Annotated in this window: 12 protein-coding genes and 2 riboswitches; of the genes, 8 read left to right on the forward strand and 4 right to left on the reverse strand. The window is 45.5% G+C overall.

Annotated features, from left to right (window positions below; all coding sequences use genetic code 11):
* Positions 1-59 precede the first annotated feature (59 nt).
* The 5 genes from EL17_RS15670 to EL17_RS15690 are packed head-to-tail and all read left to right on the forward strand — an operon-like array spanning position 60 to position 5378.
* Positions 60-1547: a cobyric acid synthase gene (locus EL17_RS15670; protein WP_035076101.1), complete on the forward strand. Its 1488-nt coding sequence runs from the start codon at positions 60-62 to the stop codon at positions 1545-1547.
* Positions 1548-1551: 4 nt separating this feature from the next.
* Positions 1552-2571 carry a pyridoxal phosphate-dependent aminotransferase gene (locus tag EL17_RS15675; RefSeq protein WP_035076528.1) on the forward strand — a complete coding sequence of 340 codons (1020 nt, stop codon included), beginning with the start codon at positions 1552-1554 and terminating at the stop codon, positions 2569-2571.
* Between the two features lie 11 nt (positions 2572-2582).
* Positions 2583-3488, forward strand: a complete 906-nt coding sequence (gene cbiB / locus EL17_RS15680) for an adenosylcobinamide-phosphate synthase CbiB (protein WP_240486005.1) — start codon at positions 2583-2585, stop codon at positions 3486-3488.
* Positions 3489-3510: 22 nt separating this feature from the next.
* Positions 3511-4038: an AAA family ATPase gene (locus tag EL17_RS15685; RefSeq protein ID WP_035076105.1), complete on the forward strand. Its 528-nt coding sequence runs from the start codon at positions 3511-3513 to the stop codon at positions 4036-4038.
* Between the two features lie 2 nt (positions 4039-4040).
* Positions 4041-5378, forward strand: coding sequence for a cobyrinate a,c-diamide synthase (locus EL17_RS15690; protein ID WP_035076107.1), 1338 nt, complete (start codon positions 4041-4043; stop codon positions 5376-5378).
* 28 nt (positions 5379-5406) lie between these two features.
* Here the strand turns inward: EL17_RS15690 and EL17_RS15695 are convergent, their stop codons facing one another.
* The 4 genes from EL17_RS15695 to EL17_RS15710 all read right to left on the reverse strand — a co-directional run bounded on the left by EL17_RS15695 (position 5407) and on the right by EL17_RS15710 (position 12824).
* Positions 5407-7368 (reverse strand): magnesium chelatase subunit D family protein, encoded by a 1962-nt coding sequence (locus EL17_RS15695; protein WP_035076109.1) that lies wholly within the window; start codon positions 7366-7368, stop codon positions 5407-5409.
* 46 nt (positions 7369-7414) lie between these two features.
* Positions 7415-11707: a cobaltochelatase subunit CobN gene (cobN, locus tag EL17_RS15700; RefSeq protein ID WP_035076111.1), complete on the reverse strand. Its 4293-nt coding sequence runs from the start codon at positions 11705-11707 to the stop codon at positions 7415-7417.
* 121 nt (positions 11708-11828) lie between these two features.
* A complete protein-coding gene (locus EL17_RS15705; RefSeq protein WP_035076113.1) occupies positions 11829-12467 on the reverse strand; it encodes a cytochrome c biogenesis protein CcdA in 639 nt (212 codons plus the stop codon).
* A gap of 3 nt (positions 12468-12470) precedes the next feature.
* Complete coding sequence (locus tag EL17_RS15710; RefSeq protein WP_051720034.1) at positions 12471-12824, reverse strand: (2Fe-2S) ferredoxin domain-containing protein; 354 nt, start codon at positions 12822-12824, stop codon at positions 12471-12473.
* 146 nt (positions 12825-12970) lie between these two features.
* A riboswitch (cobalamin riboswitch) is annotated at positions 12971-13158 on the reverse strand.
* Positions 13159-13311: 153 nt separating this feature from the next.
* A riboswitch (cobalamin riboswitch) is annotated at positions 13312-13519 on the forward strand.
* 27 nt (positions 13520-13546) lie between these two features.
* Between EL17_RS15710 and EL17_RS15715 the strand changes: the two genes are divergently transcribed.
* From EL17_RS15715 to EL17_RS15725, 3 genes are read left to right on the forward strand one after another with little or no spacing between them, the layout of a single operon-like run.
* Complete coding sequence (locus EL17_RS15715; RefSeq protein ID WP_084166243.1) at positions 13547-14773, forward strand: ABC transporter substrate-binding protein; 1227 nt, start codon at positions 13547-13549, stop codon at positions 14771-14773.
* On the forward strand, positions 14773-15861 hold the full coding sequence (locus EL17_RS15720; protein ID WP_084166236.1) for a FecCD family ABC transporter permease: 1089 nt from the start codon (positions 14773-14775) through the stop codon (positions 15859-15861). The genes EL17_RS15715 and EL17_RS15720 overlap by 1 nt, the downstream gene beginning before the upstream one ends.
* Positions 15861-16916, forward strand: a complete 1056-nt coding sequence (locus EL17_RS15725; protein ID WP_051720036.1) for an ABC transporter ATP-binding protein — start codon at positions 15861-15863, stop codon at positions 16914-16916. The genes EL17_RS15720 and EL17_RS15725 overlap by 1 nt, the downstream gene beginning before the upstream one ends.
* The last annotated feature ends 27 nt before the right edge of the window (positions 16917-16943 follow it).

Here is a 16943-nt window from a genome sequence, read left to right on the forward strand (position 1 = left end):
GAAAATTTTTCACAGCTCCACTATGTTTTAAGGCCCGAAATTGCAAGCTTGCATTCCCAATGAAAAAGGAAGCACTTTCTTTACGCCCTATCATGTTTGTCGGAACAGCCTCCGATGTCGGTAAAAGCATTATTACGGCAGGTTTCTGCAGAATTTTTAAGCAGGATGGTTATAACCCTGCACCCTTCAAAGCACAGAACATGTCTTTGAATAGCTATGCTACCCCTGAAGGACTGGAAATAGGTAGAGCACAGGCTGTACAGGCAGAAGCAGCCGGCATATCCTGCCATACCGATATGAACCCGGTACTCCTCAAACCCACTACGGATAAAGCTTCACAGGTAGTGCTGCATGGCAAACCTGTCGGTAACCAGTCTGCTTATGACTATTTCATGGGCAATAATAGGCAAGAACTTTTTGAAGAGGTAAAACAGGCTTTCGACAGGCTTTCAAAAAATCACTCCCCTATTGTAATGGAAGGGGCAGGAAGCATTTCAGAACTGAACCTGAAACAAAGGGACATAACCAATATGCGCATGGCCCTGCATGCCGGAGCCGCCACTTACCTCATAGGTGATATTGACCGGGGCGGGGTATTCGGCAGCCTATATGGCACCATCGCCCTGCTCAGCCCGGAAGAAAAACAGTGCATAAAAGGAATCATTATCAATAAATTCAGGGGAGACAGTAGGCTATTCGACGAAGGTAGACGGATGATTGAAGAACTTTGCGGAATACCTGTAGTAGGCGTGCTCCCCTATTTCAAGGATATACACATAGAAGAAGAAGATTCAGTTTCTTTAAGTAAAAAATTCAACGCAGCGGTAGAGAACAAAGTAAATATAGCTGTCATTCTATTGAACAGAATGTCTAATTTTACGGATTTTGACCGCCTGGAGAAAGATCCGAGGGTCAATCTTTATTACACCGGGCAACCGGAAGAAATAGCCAAAGCCGATATCGTCATACTCCCTGGGAGCAAAAACACCATTGAAGACCTGATCCTAATCAAGAACAATGGAGTGGCACAGGCAATATATGAAGTGCAGAAAAGAGAGAAGACCATTATTGGCATTTGTGGAGGCTATCAGATGCTGGGACAAACGGTAGAAGATCCGGACCAGGTGGAGAGCGATATACCCTATACTTCCGGTTTAGGCCTATTGCCCGTACTTACCGTTCTACGTTCAGAAAAAACCACACAGCAGCTTGACTTTACTTACAGAAATACTACAGAAAAATGCAGAGGATATGAGATCCACATGGGCATAAGCAAGCCCACTGCGGCAGACAGTCCTGTAAATTATTTCCCGGATGGACGCACCGATGGGTATTGCCTAAACAGTAAATGTTGGGGCACCTACCTCCACGGAATTTTGGATAACCCGGTGGTGATCAATGATATCTTATCACCGTATACAGCTGAAATGGGCGAAACCTTTGATTACCAAGAATACAAGGAAGCGCAATATGATAAGCTGGCCGCTCATATCAGGGAACATATTGATATGGAACAGATCTACCATAGCTTACAAACCAAAAAATAAATACATGTTACACGGTCACGGAGACGATGCTTATCTTTTCAGACATAAAATCAAGGCAGATTTCAGCACCAATGTATGGCAGGAGGGTGAGCCGGAAGGATTAAAAGAGCACCTGTTTGACCAATGGCACCTGGTTCGAAAATACCCGGAAGTGTTGGCAGAAAGCTTGAACAGGCAGGTGGCACATCACTATCATTTAAAAACAGAGCAGGTACTTATCAGCAACGGCACCACCGAAAGCATTTACCTAATAGCGCAAGCCTACAGGGGCATGAAAACTACCATCGCCACTCCTGCCTTTTCTGAGTACGAAGATGCCTGCCGCCTGCACCGGCACCAATTAACATTTATTCCTTGGGATGAACTTCACGATAATTCAGCGCTGGGTGCTGAGGTACTTTTTATTTGTAATCCAAACAACCCTACGGGAAGTGTCTTCCCCTCATTGGAAGCCCTCATCCATAACCACCCACAAACCATGTTTGTATTGGATGAGGCTTTTATCGAATTCACCCTTTCTATCCCGTCAGCGGTTCCTTTGCTTAATCGGTATGAAAATTTAATTATACTACGCTCCATGACCAAGGCCTTTGCCATCCCTGGACTGCGCCTAGGTTATATATTGGCAAATGAAAAACAAATTGCCCTGCTTAGAGACTTAAAGTTCCCATGGTCGGTGAATGCCCTTGCTATAGAAGCTGGTAAATTTATCTTTGAGCACTATGGCCAACTGCAGCTACCTATCAGGCCACTGCTACAGGAAAAAGAAATTTTTACAAATCAACTCCAAAAAATAAACGTGAAAGTACAGCAAAGCCATACCCATTTTTTCCTGGCTGAGACAGCTAAGGGCTCCGCTGAAGAATTAAAACAATATCTGATAGAACATTACGGTATCCTGATCCGGGATGCAAGCAATTTCAGAGGATTGCAGAATAAACACTTCAGGTTAGCCACCTTGGCACCCGATCAAAACCAATTGCTCATTCAGGCTTTGACCACATGGAACCAGCGCTACACTTAACTTTGCCACTCATGTTAGGTTACCTGCTTGACCTGCTCATAGGTGACCCGGAAAAGCTGCCGCACCCTATAAGAATATTCGGCAATCTGATTTACAAAGGGGAGCATCTACTAAACAAACCTCCCCATAATTTCCTGAAAGGGATGCTTCTAGCACTAACGTTATGCTTGCTTACCTATTTCAGTTTTAGATTATTGGGTGATGGGCTGCTTTGGCTCCACCCCTACCTGTATGTTTTTTTCTCGGGCATGATGGTGTTTTATGGTCTTGCCAATAAAGGTTTGATAGATGAAGGTAGAGCTGTATTCCAGGTATTGCATGGGCATGGATTGGAGGCAGGGAGAAAGCAACTTTCACGTATAGTAGGACGGGACACCTCCCATCTAAGTTCACAGCAGATCAGAATTGCCGTACTTGAGACCATGTCCGAAAACCTAAGTGATGGGGTGATAGCTCCATTGTTTTACTATGCATTGGCCGGTGTACCTGGTATGATGACCTATAAGATGATCAATACGATGGATTCTATGATTGGTTACCGGAGTGAGCGCTATGAACATTTTGGTAAATTTGCGGCTCGCCTGGATGATATCGCCAACTTTATACCTTCCCGTCTTACTGCTTTACTCATGGCGCTGGTAAGCTTAAGCTGGAAGTCTTTGGTATTTATATATAAATATGGCAACCGACACAAAAGCCCCAATGCGGGCTACCCTGAAGCAGCTTTGGCAGGCATCCTTCATTGTCGTTTTGGTGGGCCAAACATTTATCATGGTGTGCTGGTAGATAAGCCTTATATTGGTGATCAAAACAGAATTATTGAGCATCAGGAAATAGATAGGGTCGTCAGAATTAACCACCTCACCTGTTTGGCTATGGTGGTGATCATCTTATCGCTTTCATTTCTCTGGCTCTAAACAAATACCCCGCTTGGCATACATGCAAAAATACATCATTACAGGAGGTCCGGGAGCAGGTAAAAGCACCCTCCTAAATGCTTTGCACCAACAGGGATATCCTGTATCCGAAGAAGTTTCAAGAGTGATCATCATCGAAGAGCATACTAAAGCCGGTAATTGCCTGCCATGGGTGGATTTATCCTGCTTTGCCCAAAAAGCATTGGCCAGAATGGTCCATAATTACCAACATACGGCTACTACTCCTTATACTACATTCTTTGACAGAGGCATACCCGATATCCTGGCTTACCTCAAAGACGCAAAGCACCCTATAGCACCAGCATACATCCAAGCCGTAAATGATTACCGATATAATCCCCTAGTCTTTTTGGCCCCGCCTTGGGAGGAAATCTACGTGAACGACAGTGAACGTTGGCAAACTTTTGAAGAAGCTGCTGCACTGTTCCATGCCATCAAAGAAACTTATTTGTCTTTTAATTATACCCTATTACAATTGCCCAAGACTTCTGTAGAGGAAAGGGTTAATTTTATTTTATCCCATATATAACTATGTCTTCAGCCACAACCAATATTCCGCAGTTCCTTATAGCAGCACCATCCAGTGGATCAGGTAAAACTACCGTTACCTTAGGTTTGCTGCGGGCTTTGGCGAATAGAGGCTTAAAGGTTCAGCCATTTAAATGTGGGCCAGATTACCTTGATCCCATGCACCATAAAATAGCAGGGAAAAATACCAGCATCAACCTGGACACCTTCATGGCGAGTAAAGGGCATGTAAAGCAGCTGTATCAGAAATATGCTTCTGAAGCAGAAGTGAGTATAGCAGAAGGTGTGATGGGTTTATTTGATGGAGCAGAAAAAATGCAAGGAAGCAGTGCCGAAATTGCAGCCCTACTTGGTGTCCCAGTGATTCTGGTGATCAATGCAAATGCCATGGCCTATTCTGCCGCGGCTTTAATCTATGGCTTCAAGAACTTTAACAAAAACATAGCACTTAAAGGGGTCATTTTTAACAATGTCAAAACAGCTTCTCATTACACTTTCCTGCAGGATGCCTGTCTGGATGTAAATGTGGAAGCATTGGGTTATCTGCCCCCCCAGGAAGATATAACAATACCCTCCCGGCACCTGGGGCTAAGTACTTCTTCAGATATAGACTTTGATGCCTTGTGCGAAAGAATTGCAGCCTCTATCTCAAATACAGTGGACCTCGACCGCTTACTGGAAATTACCACCGGCCCTGTTCTAAATGTAGAAACACCTGTACCTTCTGTTAAGCTGCCAGCTAAAAAACCAAAGATTGCCGTAGCCTTTGATGAAGCTTTTAGCTTTACTTACCATGAAAACCTAGAGGCCTTTCTCCGACTCGGAGAAGTTACTCTTTTTAGCCCTTTAGCTGATGAATTTCTTCCGGAATGCGACCTGCTTTATTTTGCCGGAGGCTATCCGGAACTTTTCCTGGAGCAGTTGAGCCAAAATAAAAGTATGCTCCACGCTGTCCGTACTTACTGCCAGCGGGGCGGAAAAACATATGCAGAATGTGGGGGTATGATGTACCTGGGTAAATCAGTTATTGACACTACAGGGAAAGAGTTTGAAATGGTAAATTTCCTGCATTTGACAAGCTCCATGGAAAACCCAAAACTACATTTAGGCTACCGTAATATCGCCATACAAGACTTCGTGATCAAAGGCCATGAATTTCACTATTCCACCTGTCTGGAACTGGAAAACACAGCTATCCTGCCCTGTATCATCACCAATGCAAAAGGCGTGGCAGTACCCTCTTCCGTCTACAAAAAACAGCAAACCATAGCTTCTTACCTACACCTATACTGGGGGGAAAACACAGGTTTTATCCTCCGCATCTTAAATGGCACTATTTGATATAAGCTGCTCCCTATATCATTCCCTTTTATTTCAATACTTGGGTAACCACTGGCGTTAAACTTTCAGCTGTCAGTTCCTGAAGGGATATAAATTGGGCTCCCAGGACCTGTGACAGTTCTTCTGCTCTGCCCAATTGAATATAACCACTATCTGTATTTATAACAATGCTGCCAATATTTTTCTCCTTCAGTTGTCTGGCCAGTAGTAAGGTCTGCTTCCAGGGATCACCACCTTCCGGTAATGGCACATTTGCTTTGCCATCACTTAAGAGCACCAATAATGGCTGTAAATCCTTTAACGGATGAAGCTTGGTCACGAGTTGTAACGCTAGCTGCAGGGCGTGTGGAAGAGGAGTTCTTCCTCCTGTAGGCAGATTTATCATCGCCTGCTCGGCCAGTTCTACGCTATCGGTAGGCGGAAGCAATAAATTGGCTTCTATTCCCCGGAAAGCGATAACCCCAACTTTATCCCTTCTCTGGTAAGCCTCTGTCAGTAGGCTAAGAACAGCTCCTTTTACAGCTTCCATTCGACGGCTGGCTGCCATAGAGCCGGATGCATCTACCACGAATAAGATCAGATTGGCTGTCTTGCAGCTCCGTACTTTCTGATGCAGGTCATCTCTTGAAATAGTGAACTCCTCGGGGTCTCGCATTACGGCATGGTAAACAGTGGCTTCTACAGCTAAATTGGTTGGATCATGGTCAGGTACGGCTCTAACAAAATACCCCCTTTGCTTATGCGTCGTCTTAATTCTCCGGCCGGATGGATCTTGTTGCAGCATCTTTTTCAGGGGAGCCGCTTCTATCGGAGGCAAAGTCATGGCCGGAGCAGCTCCAAAAACCTGCTCTTCTGCCGAATCATTTGGCTCTGCCCCTTTCTCTTTCTCTGGTGGCCTCACATCAGACATTCTCTCTTCTAATGGGTTCTCAGGAGTATTATCCGATTGGGGCACAGTCTTGTTGGGTGCCTGTTTCTCTGACCCAGGAGAGCCTTGTTGTCTTGATACTTCCGGCTTATCTTCTGGAGGTTTGTTTTTAGAAAAAGGATTTTTACGCTTTCTGTGCGCCAATACAAGTTCGGCAGCCTGGTGAATGTCTTCTGCCGTCACTTCTTTTCTTGCTCCCCATGCTGCTAGGGTGAGTGCTGTTTTATAAAGCACTATATCCGCCCGGAGACTGCTTACGCCCAGCTCAGTACAGAGCTGGCTGACCAGGGTAAGTAGCCCTTCTGGAAAGATGACAGCAGGCAGTAATTGTCTGGCAGCGATAAGCCGCTGCTGCAGAGCTTCCTGCTGTAATACAGCTTTTGATCTGAACAGACCCGGATTTGATTCAAAGGCTATCCTGCGGCGAACGATTTCTGTCCGCTCCTTTATATCATCCGGAGCCTCCACATCTACCATCATGCCAAACCTGTCCAAAAACTGGGGGCGAAGATCACCCTCCTCCGGATTCATGGTGCCGATCAAGGTAAACTTTGACGGATGACTAACAGATAGCCCTTCCCGCTGTATGTTATTTATGCCCATTGCCGCTACATCCAATAGCACATCTACCAAATGGTCGGACAATAAATTCACTTCGTCCACATATAATATACCCCGGTGCGCAGCTGCCAAAAGCCCCGGCTGTAGCCTTTTTTTTCTTTCTGTGAGCACACCTTCCAGATCTAGACTTCCGATCACCCGGTCCTCAGTAGACCCTAGGGGAAGATTGACGAAAGGAGCTTCTGTTTCGATTAACTCCACATCAGTCTGCTGACAAACCTCACATGCATGTAAGAAAGTGGCCGGAGGACAATTGTACGGACAGCCTGCCACCTTCATTATAGGGGGCATGATCTCTGCCAAAGCCCTTGCGGCAGTACTTTTTGCGGTACCTTTTTCACCCCTGATAAGCACTCCGCCTAACCCAGGGTGGATCGCACATAATAGCAGGGATAGCTTTAGTTTATCCTGCCCTACTATAGCTGAAAATGGGTAATGCATATCGATAGTTTAAATTATGAACCTAATCTATTTTACTAATCAGCCCTTAAATTTCATTTCTTGCCTCTAAAATCGTTTCACTGCGCAGATAAACATCCTTCAGTGCTTCGAGTATTTCCGGGCTTGGTGCTTTCCACATTCCCCGTTTAGCTGCTTCCAGTAAGCGCTCAGTAACAGCATAAAGTGCCCAGGGATTGTTATGTTCAAAAAACTGCTGCATTCCTGGTTCCAGCGCATAGATTTCCGCTACTTTTTCATACATCCAGTCTTCTGTTATATGTGCCGTAGCATCATATCCGAAAAGGTAATCCACGGTAGCCGTAAGCTCAAGGCCTCCTTTATAACCATGCCTTTTGATTCCTTCCAGCCATTTCGGATTCACCACCCTGGAGCGGAATACCCGGTTTACTTCCTCTTTCAGGTCTCTCACCACCGGACGCGAGGGGTCCTGCGAATCACCAAAGTAATTTTTAGGCTGCTGACCAGTCAGGCTACGGATAGTCGCAATCATGCCTCCATGGTATTGGAGATAATCATCACTATCAAAGATATCATGTTCACGGTTATCTTGGTTATGCAGGGCCACTTCCACTACTGACAAGCGTTGGGCAAATTCGCTGCGGGCTTCTACCCCGGTGGCACTACCTGAATAAGCATATCCTCCCCAGTTGATGTAAGTTTGTGCAAAATCAGCATCAGAATGCCAATTTCTTTCTTGGATAAGTTGAAGAATACCTGCGCCATAACTCCCTGGAGGGGATCCGAAAATACGGAAACCTGCCCGCTGCTCTGCCTCCTCTATGGGCATGTCTCCCTTTTCCAGCATTTCAGCCAGATCCTTTAAATAATGTTTTCGAACATAATTATCCTCTATGGCTTCATCCAAAGAAAGTACCAGCTGAACCGCTTCATCCAAAAGCTCAATCAAATGAGGGAAAGCATCCCTGAAAAACCCGCTGATACGCGTCGTGACATCAATACGGGGCCTCCCCAGTTCCTGCAAGGGGATCACTTCTACCCTGACCACACGCCTACTCTCTGTCTGCCAGATGGGTCGGACTCCCAGTAAAGCCAAAATTTCTGCCACATCATCCCCATGCGTACGCATGGCACTGGTTCCCCATATACTGATGCCCACATTCTCCGGGTAAACACCTGTTTCTTTCAGATGACGCTCCAGTACCTCCCTGGCCAACTGCTGACCTACCTGCCAGGCAGCCTGGGAAGGCAAAGCCCTGGGATCAGCTGTAAAAAAATTACGGCCTGTAGGCAGTATATGGGCCATGCCACGGGTGGGTGCACCACTGGGGCCCGCAGGGACATATCCTCCTGATAAGCCATGCAGGATATGCGCAATCTCATCATAAGTATACTCCAGATTGGGCAATACCCTGGTACACACAAATTCCAATACTTGTCTGATAGGTGTAAATTCTTCCTGAGTAGGTGCCATATTAAAAGTTTTCTCCAACACTTCCGGTACCGAGGCGAGCTGGTAATGAAAACGTTGGAGAAGCCGAAATAAATGGCTGCTCAGTTCATCAATGACTTCCAGTGCATCAGCTGCCGTGATTACAGGTCTTCCGGCTAATTTTTCGAATTGTGTGTCCGGCACAGTTATACGCTTCCCTTTATTAGAGAGTAGTGCTGATAATTCAACTCCGAAAAGGGAAGCAATAGATTCCTGAAGACTCGGAATATCAATATTGGCTAGCCTGGTAAGCGATTGTAACATGTCCGTAAGTGCTTCTCCTGTCGGCGCTTCTCCTAATACATGGAGTCCGTTCCGTATTTGGGCTGCTCCTAGTTCACATAAATACCCGTCGATATCCTCAATCAAATGGGCAATATCCTTACCGTCCATTTCAGCAAGGCTTACCGGCACACCTTCGGGAGTCATATCATCGTCCCAGTCATGCTTGTGATCACCATGGTCCCGCTGTAGCATGACTGCCAGGTCTTTATCTAAATTGGTCTGTTTGATCAAATCCCAGATCTGCCTCTGAAGCAAGGGAAGTTTCGTAGGATCCAAAGTTTCCACTTGGTAATACTCATCCACCAGCTGGATTAACTGAGCCAGCTCACCGTAACTGTCAGCAGAGGTCATAGGGGGTGTAAGGTGGTCCACTATTACAGCATGTGCACGGCGCTTGGCCTGAGCACCTTCTCCGGGATCGTTAATGATAAAAGGATAGAAGAGTGGCAGATCTCCTAAAAAAGCATCTGGATAACAATCCTTTGATAGCCCTATCCCCTTCCCAGGCAGCCATTCTAAGGTGCCATGCTTGCCTACATGTACCATAGCATCAGCTCCCCATTCATCGCGAAGCCATCTGTACAAAGCATGATAATGATGGGTAGGAGGTAAGTCAGGCTGGTGATAAATAGCATCAGGGTCCATGCCATAGCCACGGGGAGGCTGTAAGGCCACTATTACATTTCCAAATTCCAATCCGGCCAATGAAATATGACCGTCATGCAGATAAGTTTCACCTGGTGGTGGCCCCCACTGCTTCTCCATCTTTTGCTTTAAGGCGTCGGGTAATTGTGCAAACCAACCGGTATATAGTTTAGCAGGTACTCTGCCTATGGCATGGGATAGCTGCTCTGGGGTCAGGTAAGTTTCATCATAGGAACAGCGGGCAATCAGGTCGTGTATAAGCTGCGTACCGGAATCAGGAAGATCACCTATATCGTATCCCTCTGCCTCCATTGCGCGAAGGATCATCATCAGGGAAGCCGGAGCATCCAATCCTACAGCGTTTCCAATCTGTGAAGCTTTGCTGCTGGAATTGGTAAAGATGAAGGCTATTTTTTTCCTGGGATTGGGTAAGTGCCGCAATCGCGCAAACCTGGCTGCCAACCCAGCCACCCGGTCTATTCTATCCTCTAAGGGCTCGTACCCTTTTGCCTCCCTCCCTTTTTCTTTGAATGAAACAGGTACTGTGATAATTCGACCATCAAATTCCGGTATTGCCACGTTCATTGCCGTGTCGAGCGGATTTAATCCACGGCTGGACGCCTCCCAAGGGCCGCGCCCCATGCCACTGGTAATCGCCTGCAGGATAGGTACATCCAGCTGGCTTAACACCTTTTCTCCTGAGATACCGACTTCGGTCGCCTTCCCATCGCGCATGGCAAAAGATACCGTGTTGACCAAAACATCTATCTGAACGACTCCTTCTTCTCTAAAAAACTGAAAAGCATAAGGCCAGCCTCCTACAGGATCCACAGCTTTTAAGGAGGCTGTATAAACCGGTAATACATTTAAGCCTTTATCCTCTAAAGTGCTGATCAGCAAATCTACAAAAGCTGTATTTCCGCTGATCCAGTGCGCCCTGTAAAAAATCAGACCTACCGTAGGATAGGCAGAATTTTTCTTTTGAAGCCAATCCTGAAAACTGGCATTTTCAGGAAGATCAGGATGATATATACCATGATCAGGTAATATTACCGGAGCTTCATATCCAAAGCCCGTGAGCAGCAGGTGATCAGAAAGAAAATTTAGCAGAGAAATGATATTGATATGCCCGCTGGCTTCAAGATATGCTTGGGCCTCATGCAGGACCACAGGGGATACCGTAGAAACGGCTGCCAATTCTGGATTGAGTTCACCCGTACCACTCAGCACTATCAAATGTTGCCCCTTACTTTTAGCCCGGCGCACCAACTCTCCAAAACCGGGAATACTGCTAGGACGGCCCAGTATGCGCAGTAAGATGATTTTGGCAGATCCAATCTCCCTGTCAAGTATTTGGGCCATGTGGCCTTCACTTTTTACCGCCATCAGATTTATTCCCACAGTTTTCGGAAAACCTTCCGGCAAAATCTGGAGGGCACGGTGCAGGCTTAGCAAATCCGTATCGGCATGGGTGAGAAAAACGATACCTCCATTAAGATCATGTTCTTTATCCAAAGATTTAGATATTTCTGACCCCTTCCAGGTATAAAACTGAAATACATACTCGTTCAATTCTGCAGGAGGGATCAGAAAGCCATCCGCAGCTACCATGCTTTCGATATAGTCAAAAATGGCTTTGATCTGCCAATCATTGTTGATAGAATGAAACCATACAGAGTTGCCGTCGAAGAGTAAAGTAACCACGTTGGCCAGGGTACAGGGGCCCAAACAACCCCCTTTGGTCATGTGGACTATGTTTCGCAGTTTCCGTTCCAGCCATTCGCTTTTATACAAGTCCACTGGCACAGGTGCATAGCCCCTGTCCGTTCTTCCACAGCAGCAGGCATTATAGCAATAAGAAAGATGTCCCCTCCGCTGTACCAGATTTATGGCTTTCCCGTCTGATCTAATTATCCTTTGCCGCTTTATATCTCTCATTAGTCTATTTCTTGATTATTTTGAAAGTCAGTTGTGACAGCATATTTAATGATCATAAAATTCCTGACGCTTCTTTTTCAAATCATTACTTCCTACCCTACTGTATTCCTTAGCTAATCGCTCATATCAGCTCTGCCAACAGCCATAAACCGATGGCAATGGAAAAGGTACCGGTAGCCGACATGATATATTTAAAGAACAACTTTTTCCGCTTGACGATATGGGAAAAAGATAGTGTAAGTAGGTAACTGTAAAGGGTCATCGTCAGCAAAATGCCTATAGACTGATAGATGATAATCCATAGTGCAGCATAGCTATCATCTGCAGCCATGGTCAGGGCCACCGTACAGGCACCCCCGGTACCGGCTACCCCATGTAGCATACCTATTCCCAAAGAACGGGATACCACGGTGCTTTTTTTCTCCTCATCTACCGTGGTTACCACTACAGCAACGTCATTTTTAAATGCTAAGCGTATGGTACTGATACCGATCCATATCATCATGGGACCTATAAACCATTCTGCCACTTCACTAACATTTGCGGGCATGGCAGATTTAAGGAGCAGTACTCCTATGCTCAGCAGGATCAGGGTAATTGAATGTCCCAGCGCCCACTGGCTGGAATTCCAGATTACGTTTCGTAGCTTGGCTTTACTGTCTTTTTCAGAAGTCAGCACTGAAACGGCAGCCACATGATCAGCTTCAAAAGAGTGCTGCATGCCTAATACAAAAGATTCAATTAATAGAGGGGAAGGCATATGCTATTTTTTTGTTTTACTAGATAGATCCTCCGCAGGATGCATGACCGCATCCCCTTCTTTAAATAAAATATTATCCAGAAGTTGACCCTTCATTACATGGCTGGTAATGACGCTTTTTGCTCTTTCTATAGTCATCTCCTTATACCAAATCCCTTCAGGATAGACCTGTAGGGTAGGTCCGCTTTCACATTGGCCCATACATAAAGTTTTTATCGTATGCACTTTATCTTCCAGTGCATTATCTTTAATACAGGCTCTTAGCGCCAATATATGCTCTTCACTTCCTTTTTTGGTGCAGGTATACCCGCTACACATCAGGATTACTTTATCTACTTTAGTCAGGTCCTTGCCCATTGCATTAGTGTTGTTTATAGAAAAACATAACCTATCAGTGCACATAGTAGACAGCATAAGCCACTGCTATTACACCACAGGATTGATCACAACAAATAGTTAAAGGAATACAGGTTTAACTATCCCCAGCCTTTTACCCGAAAGCGTTGGAATTGCTTGTATTGGCAGGTCTTCTGACTTACTCTGCTTTGTCGGGCCTTCCCATACGACCAGGCGTATAGTGGCAAGAGGATTGACAAAGCGCTCATGAGCTTACAGCAGCGGGAACTGTTCCGGACTCACACCGGATTCCCTATTAATTCCCTCTCGGGAAACCATTACATGGCAAAAGTATACAATTAATTGAGAGTCTACCTACAAATTATCCATAAGATTTAGAAATCCCAGAAGCTATGTTGTCCTATGTTAACACTGCCATTTTCTTTTTAAGATGATGGATGTTGTGCCTACTTTGGCATCTTTTGGCTTTTTATTGATTAATTCTTATTAGCTTTGCCTGTGCATAGGTAGCTGTACCCGTACTGAAAAATACGGGTCTGCTTGAAAAGGGAATACCGGTGAAAATCCGTAACAGTCTCCGCTGCTGTAACTCCGTAATGAAAAGCTGACAATTTAGTGCCACTGTGCGCCACTGCGTATGGGAAGGCTGTCAGCTTTGGGGAAGTCAGAAGACCTGCCTTTGCATATACTACTCACAGCTTTCGGAAGAAAAGTCTAGAGCCATGACTAAAAAACACAAAAGCCCCGCAAAGGACTGCAGGAAAGGGATTTTCCTGTTCTCCTACCCCAATACGTTTGTATATTTTTGCATCACTGTTGTGATGCTGTTTGCCAACTCTTGCAAGCAAGCCTCTAATGAAATCTCTCAAAACACCTCTTCTGAATCTCAGGATCTCTTCCCTGAAAAGGCGGAGGTAAAGCATGCCATTGGTTATACTTTAACCTACCATGGCAATTACAAAGTGGTAAATATCCTCAACCACTTCGAAAACCGCACTGACACCTTACAATATATACTGGTACAAAGAGGCACCCCTCCTCCCTCAAAATATCCTGATGCACAAATCATAGAAATCCCGGTAAGGGATTTAGTTGGCATGTCCTCTATGCATGTCGGAATAATTGATTTTGTAGAATCTACTGATGTTTTGGTGGGGCTGGGAAGTCTGAAGTATGTCTCTTCCCCCCGTGTCATAAAAAATATAGAGGCGGGTAATATTAAAGAAGTGGGTAGCGGAGGTCAGATGAATGATGAGTTGCTCATTACCATGCAGCCTGACCTGGTGATGGCAGTGGGTAGTCCAGATGCCACATTTAGCCGTTACCGTACACTTATAGCAGCTGGTGTACCGGTGCTTTTAAATACCGAATGGCTCGAAACCACACCTTTAGGCAGGGCGGAATGGGTAAAGCTTATGGCAGCACTTCTGAATAAAGAAGGACTTGTAAACGAAAAATTTGCTTATATAGAACAGGAATATCATAGGCTAGTAGCCCTTACTGAAAACGCATCCTCAAAACCAAACATCATCACCGGTATGCCCTACAAAGGTACTTGGGCGGTGCCGGACGGGGACAGTTATATGGCCCATTTCCTAAAGGACGCCGCCACTACTTACCACTGGTCTGATGTAAGTGTTAAAGGAAGCCTCCAACTGGATTTTGAAAGTGTGGCACCGGTAGCATTACAGGCTGATTTTTGGCTGAATGTGGGCTATGTAGATAGTAAGGAAGATATTAGGGCAAAGGATATACGGTATACAGATTTCAGGCCTTTCAAAGAAAACGCTATCTACAATAACAATAAGCAGGTAAATGACAGGGGCGCTAATGACTACTGGGAATCGGGGGCTGTCAATCCGCACATAATACTAGCAGACATTATAAAGATACTGCATCCTGATTTACTACCTAGCCATGAGATGGTATACTACAAGCAGCTTTTTTAATGGTAAATAAACCCTATAGCACTAAAAAAATTTCTGTATTGCCTCCTGACAACCAGGTGAGACACCTCATACTATATGGGCTTATTTTGCTGGTAATACTGTGTTTTATACTAGATGTCGCCCTGGGATCAGTTTCTATTCCTTTGGGGGAGGTGGCCGCTATTTTATCCGGTAGGGGTTCTGAAAACGCTTCATGGGTATATATCATCGAAAAAATCAGGCTGCCAAAAGCCATTACTGCCGTATTGGTAGGCTGTGGACTGTCTGTCAGTGGACTGCAGATGCAAACGCTTTTTCGCAATCCACTGGCCGGCCCGTCTGTATTAGGCATCACCTCTGGAGCCAGTTTGGGTGTAGCTTTAGTAATGCTTTCTACGGGCAATATTACCAGCTTGTACACAATAAAAGAATTGGGCATTTCAGGCAGTTGGCTGATAGTTTTTGCTTCTACCCTAGGAGCTGGCTTTATCATGCTCATCATAGTGGCCATTTCAGCAAGGCTTAAGGACAATGTCATCATGCTCATAGTGGGCGTGATGATTGCGAATATTACCATTTCCATAGTCAGTATCTGGCAGTACTTCAGTGCACCGGAGCAGATCAAAGAGTACCTCATGTGGACATTCGGTTCACTCGGCGGTGTGACGGAAACACACTTATACGTGCTCACCACTGTGGTGGCTATGGGTTTGTTGCTCTCATTTTCTTCTTCAAAAATATTGGATTCACTGCTGCTGGGGGAGAACTATGCCCGAAGTATGGGCCTGACGGTAAACAGGGCACGCATACTCATCATTTCCAGTACCAGTATCTTGGCGGGTGGCATTACTGCTTTCTGCGGACCTATTGGTTTTATAGGAATAGCAGTCCCGCATCTTGCACGCTCTCTGTTCCAAACCTCCAGTCACCGGACGCTTATACCCTACTGCTGTTTGACAGGAACTGCGCTTATGCTTATTTGTGACATCATCGCACAATTACCCGGTAGTCAGACAGTTCTTCCTATCAATGTCATCACTGCATTGATAGGTTCACCTGTAGTCATCTGGATTATCGTCAGCAAAAATAATTTAAAAGCATCTTTCTAATGGACGGGATACAAAAGCCAATTTTAAAGGCCCTTGACCTGAGCATCGGATATAAGAAAGGAGCCAAGACAGAGATCAAGATAGCTGGGCCACTCCGGTTTGAGGTTTTGCCAGGCCAGCTGATATGCCTGCTGGGGCCTAACGGGGCCGGGAAATCTACTTTGATACGCACTTTGGCAGGTCTCCAGCACATGCTTAAAGGGGATGTAGAGATAGCAGGGGAAAGTATATTGCACCTACGCCCAGCTGAAATGGCCCGTAAGCTAAGTATGGTGCTTACAGAGAAAATCAGATCAGGCAATCTTAATGTATATTCCCTAGTGGCACTGGGCCGCTACCCTTACACAGGATGGCTGGGCACTTTAAGCACCGAAGATAAAAAAATGATAAGCTGGGCAATTGAAGCCACACAGACCGCTCCTTTTCTTCATCGAAAATTGGATCAGCTAAGTGACGGTGAAATCCAGAAAGTAATGCTCGCCAGGGCTCTCGCCCAGGACACTCCTTTGATCATCCTAGATGAGCCTACCGCACACTTAGACCTACCGAACAGGATAGAATTAATGCGCCTACTCCATCAGCTGGCCAGGCAGACCAATAAAGCTATACTGCTTTCTTCACATGAACTGGACCTCGCGTTACAGGCGGGGGATCAGGTGTGGCTTTTAGACGCTGAAGGTAACATGAAACAGGGAGTGCCGGAAGATTTAGTATTGAACGGTTCCTTTGAAGCCACTTTTGATAAAGCAGGCTTCCACTTCGACAAAGCCACGGGCACTTTTAGCCTCCACCAATCAAAAGGCCGGCCCATTTACTTAACTGGAGAAGGGGCTGTAGCTTTCTGGACACGAAGAGCACTCCAAAGAGAAGGGTATACCGTCATTAAAGATAACCCACCAGATGATGCTTTAGAACTATCGGTCAAAGAAAACAGCCACAAATGGATCATTAAGCACAAAGACCATAACTCAGAACACCAAACTATAGCGGCTATGCTGGCGGCATTGAGCATATTCCCAAAGACTCATGCTATAGGCAGTAATATTAAACTTTAATACATCTATCACCTAAAAAAAACATAC

The sequence above is a fragment of the Anditalea andensis genome (assembly GCF_000714815.1).
In the GTDB taxonomy this organism is placed as follows: domain Bacteria; phylum Bacteroidota; class Bacteroidia; order Cytophagales; family Cyclobacteriaceae; genus Anditalea; species Anditalea andensis.

What these genes read in the sequence shown, in the direction of transcription:
- EL17_RS15710 (WP_051720034.1), bottom strand. Translation starts at nt 12,824, where the DNA reads ATGGGCAAGGACCTGACTAAAGTAGATAAAGTAATCCTGATGTGTAGC.
- EL17_RS15720 (WP_084166236.1), top strand. Translation starts at nt 14,773, where the DNA reads ATGGTAAATAAACCCTATAGCACTAAAAAAATTTCTGTATTGCCTCCT.
- EL17_RS15705 (WP_035076113.1), bottom strand. Translation starts at nt 12,467, where the DNA reads ATGCCTTCCCCTCTATTAATTGAATCTTTTGTATTAGGCATGCAGCAC.
- EL17_RS15685 (WP_035076105.1), top strand. Translation starts at nt 3,511, where the DNA reads ATGCAAAAATACATCATTACAGGAGGTCCGGGAGCAGGTAAAAGCACC.
- EL17_RS15695 (WP_035076109.1), bottom strand. Translation starts at nt 7,368, where the DNA reads ATGCATTACCCATTTTCAGCTATAGTAGGGCAGGATAAACTAAAGCTA.
- EL17_RS15670 (WP_035076101.1), top strand. Translation starts at nt 60, where the DNA reads ATGAAAAAGGAAGCACTTTCTTTACGCCCTATCATGTTTGTCGGAACA.
- EL17_RS15675 (WP_035076528.1), top strand. Translation starts at nt 1,552, where the DNA reads ATGTTACACGGTCACGGAGACGATGCTTATCTTTTCAGACATAAAATC.
- EL17_RS15690 (WP_035076107.1), top strand. Translation starts at nt 4,041, where the DNA reads ATGTCTTCAGCCACAACCAATATTCCGCAGTTCCTTATAGCAGCACCA.
- cobN (WP_035076111.1), bottom strand. Translation starts at nt 11,707, where the DNA reads ATGAGAGATATAAAGCGGCAAAGGATAATTAGATCAGACGGGAAAGCC.
- cbiB (WP_240486005.1), top strand. Translation starts at nt 2,583, where the DNA reads ATGTTAGGTTACCTGCTTGACCTGCTCATAGGTGACCCGGAAAAGCTG.
- EL17_RS15725 (WP_051720036.1), top strand. Translation starts at nt 15,861, where the DNA reads ATGGACGGGATACAAAAGCCAATTTTAAAGGCCCTTGACCTGAGCATC.
- EL17_RS15715 (WP_084166243.1), top strand. Translation starts at nt 13,547, where the DNA reads ATGACTAAAAAACACAAAAGCCCCGCAAAGGACTGCAGGAAAGGGATT.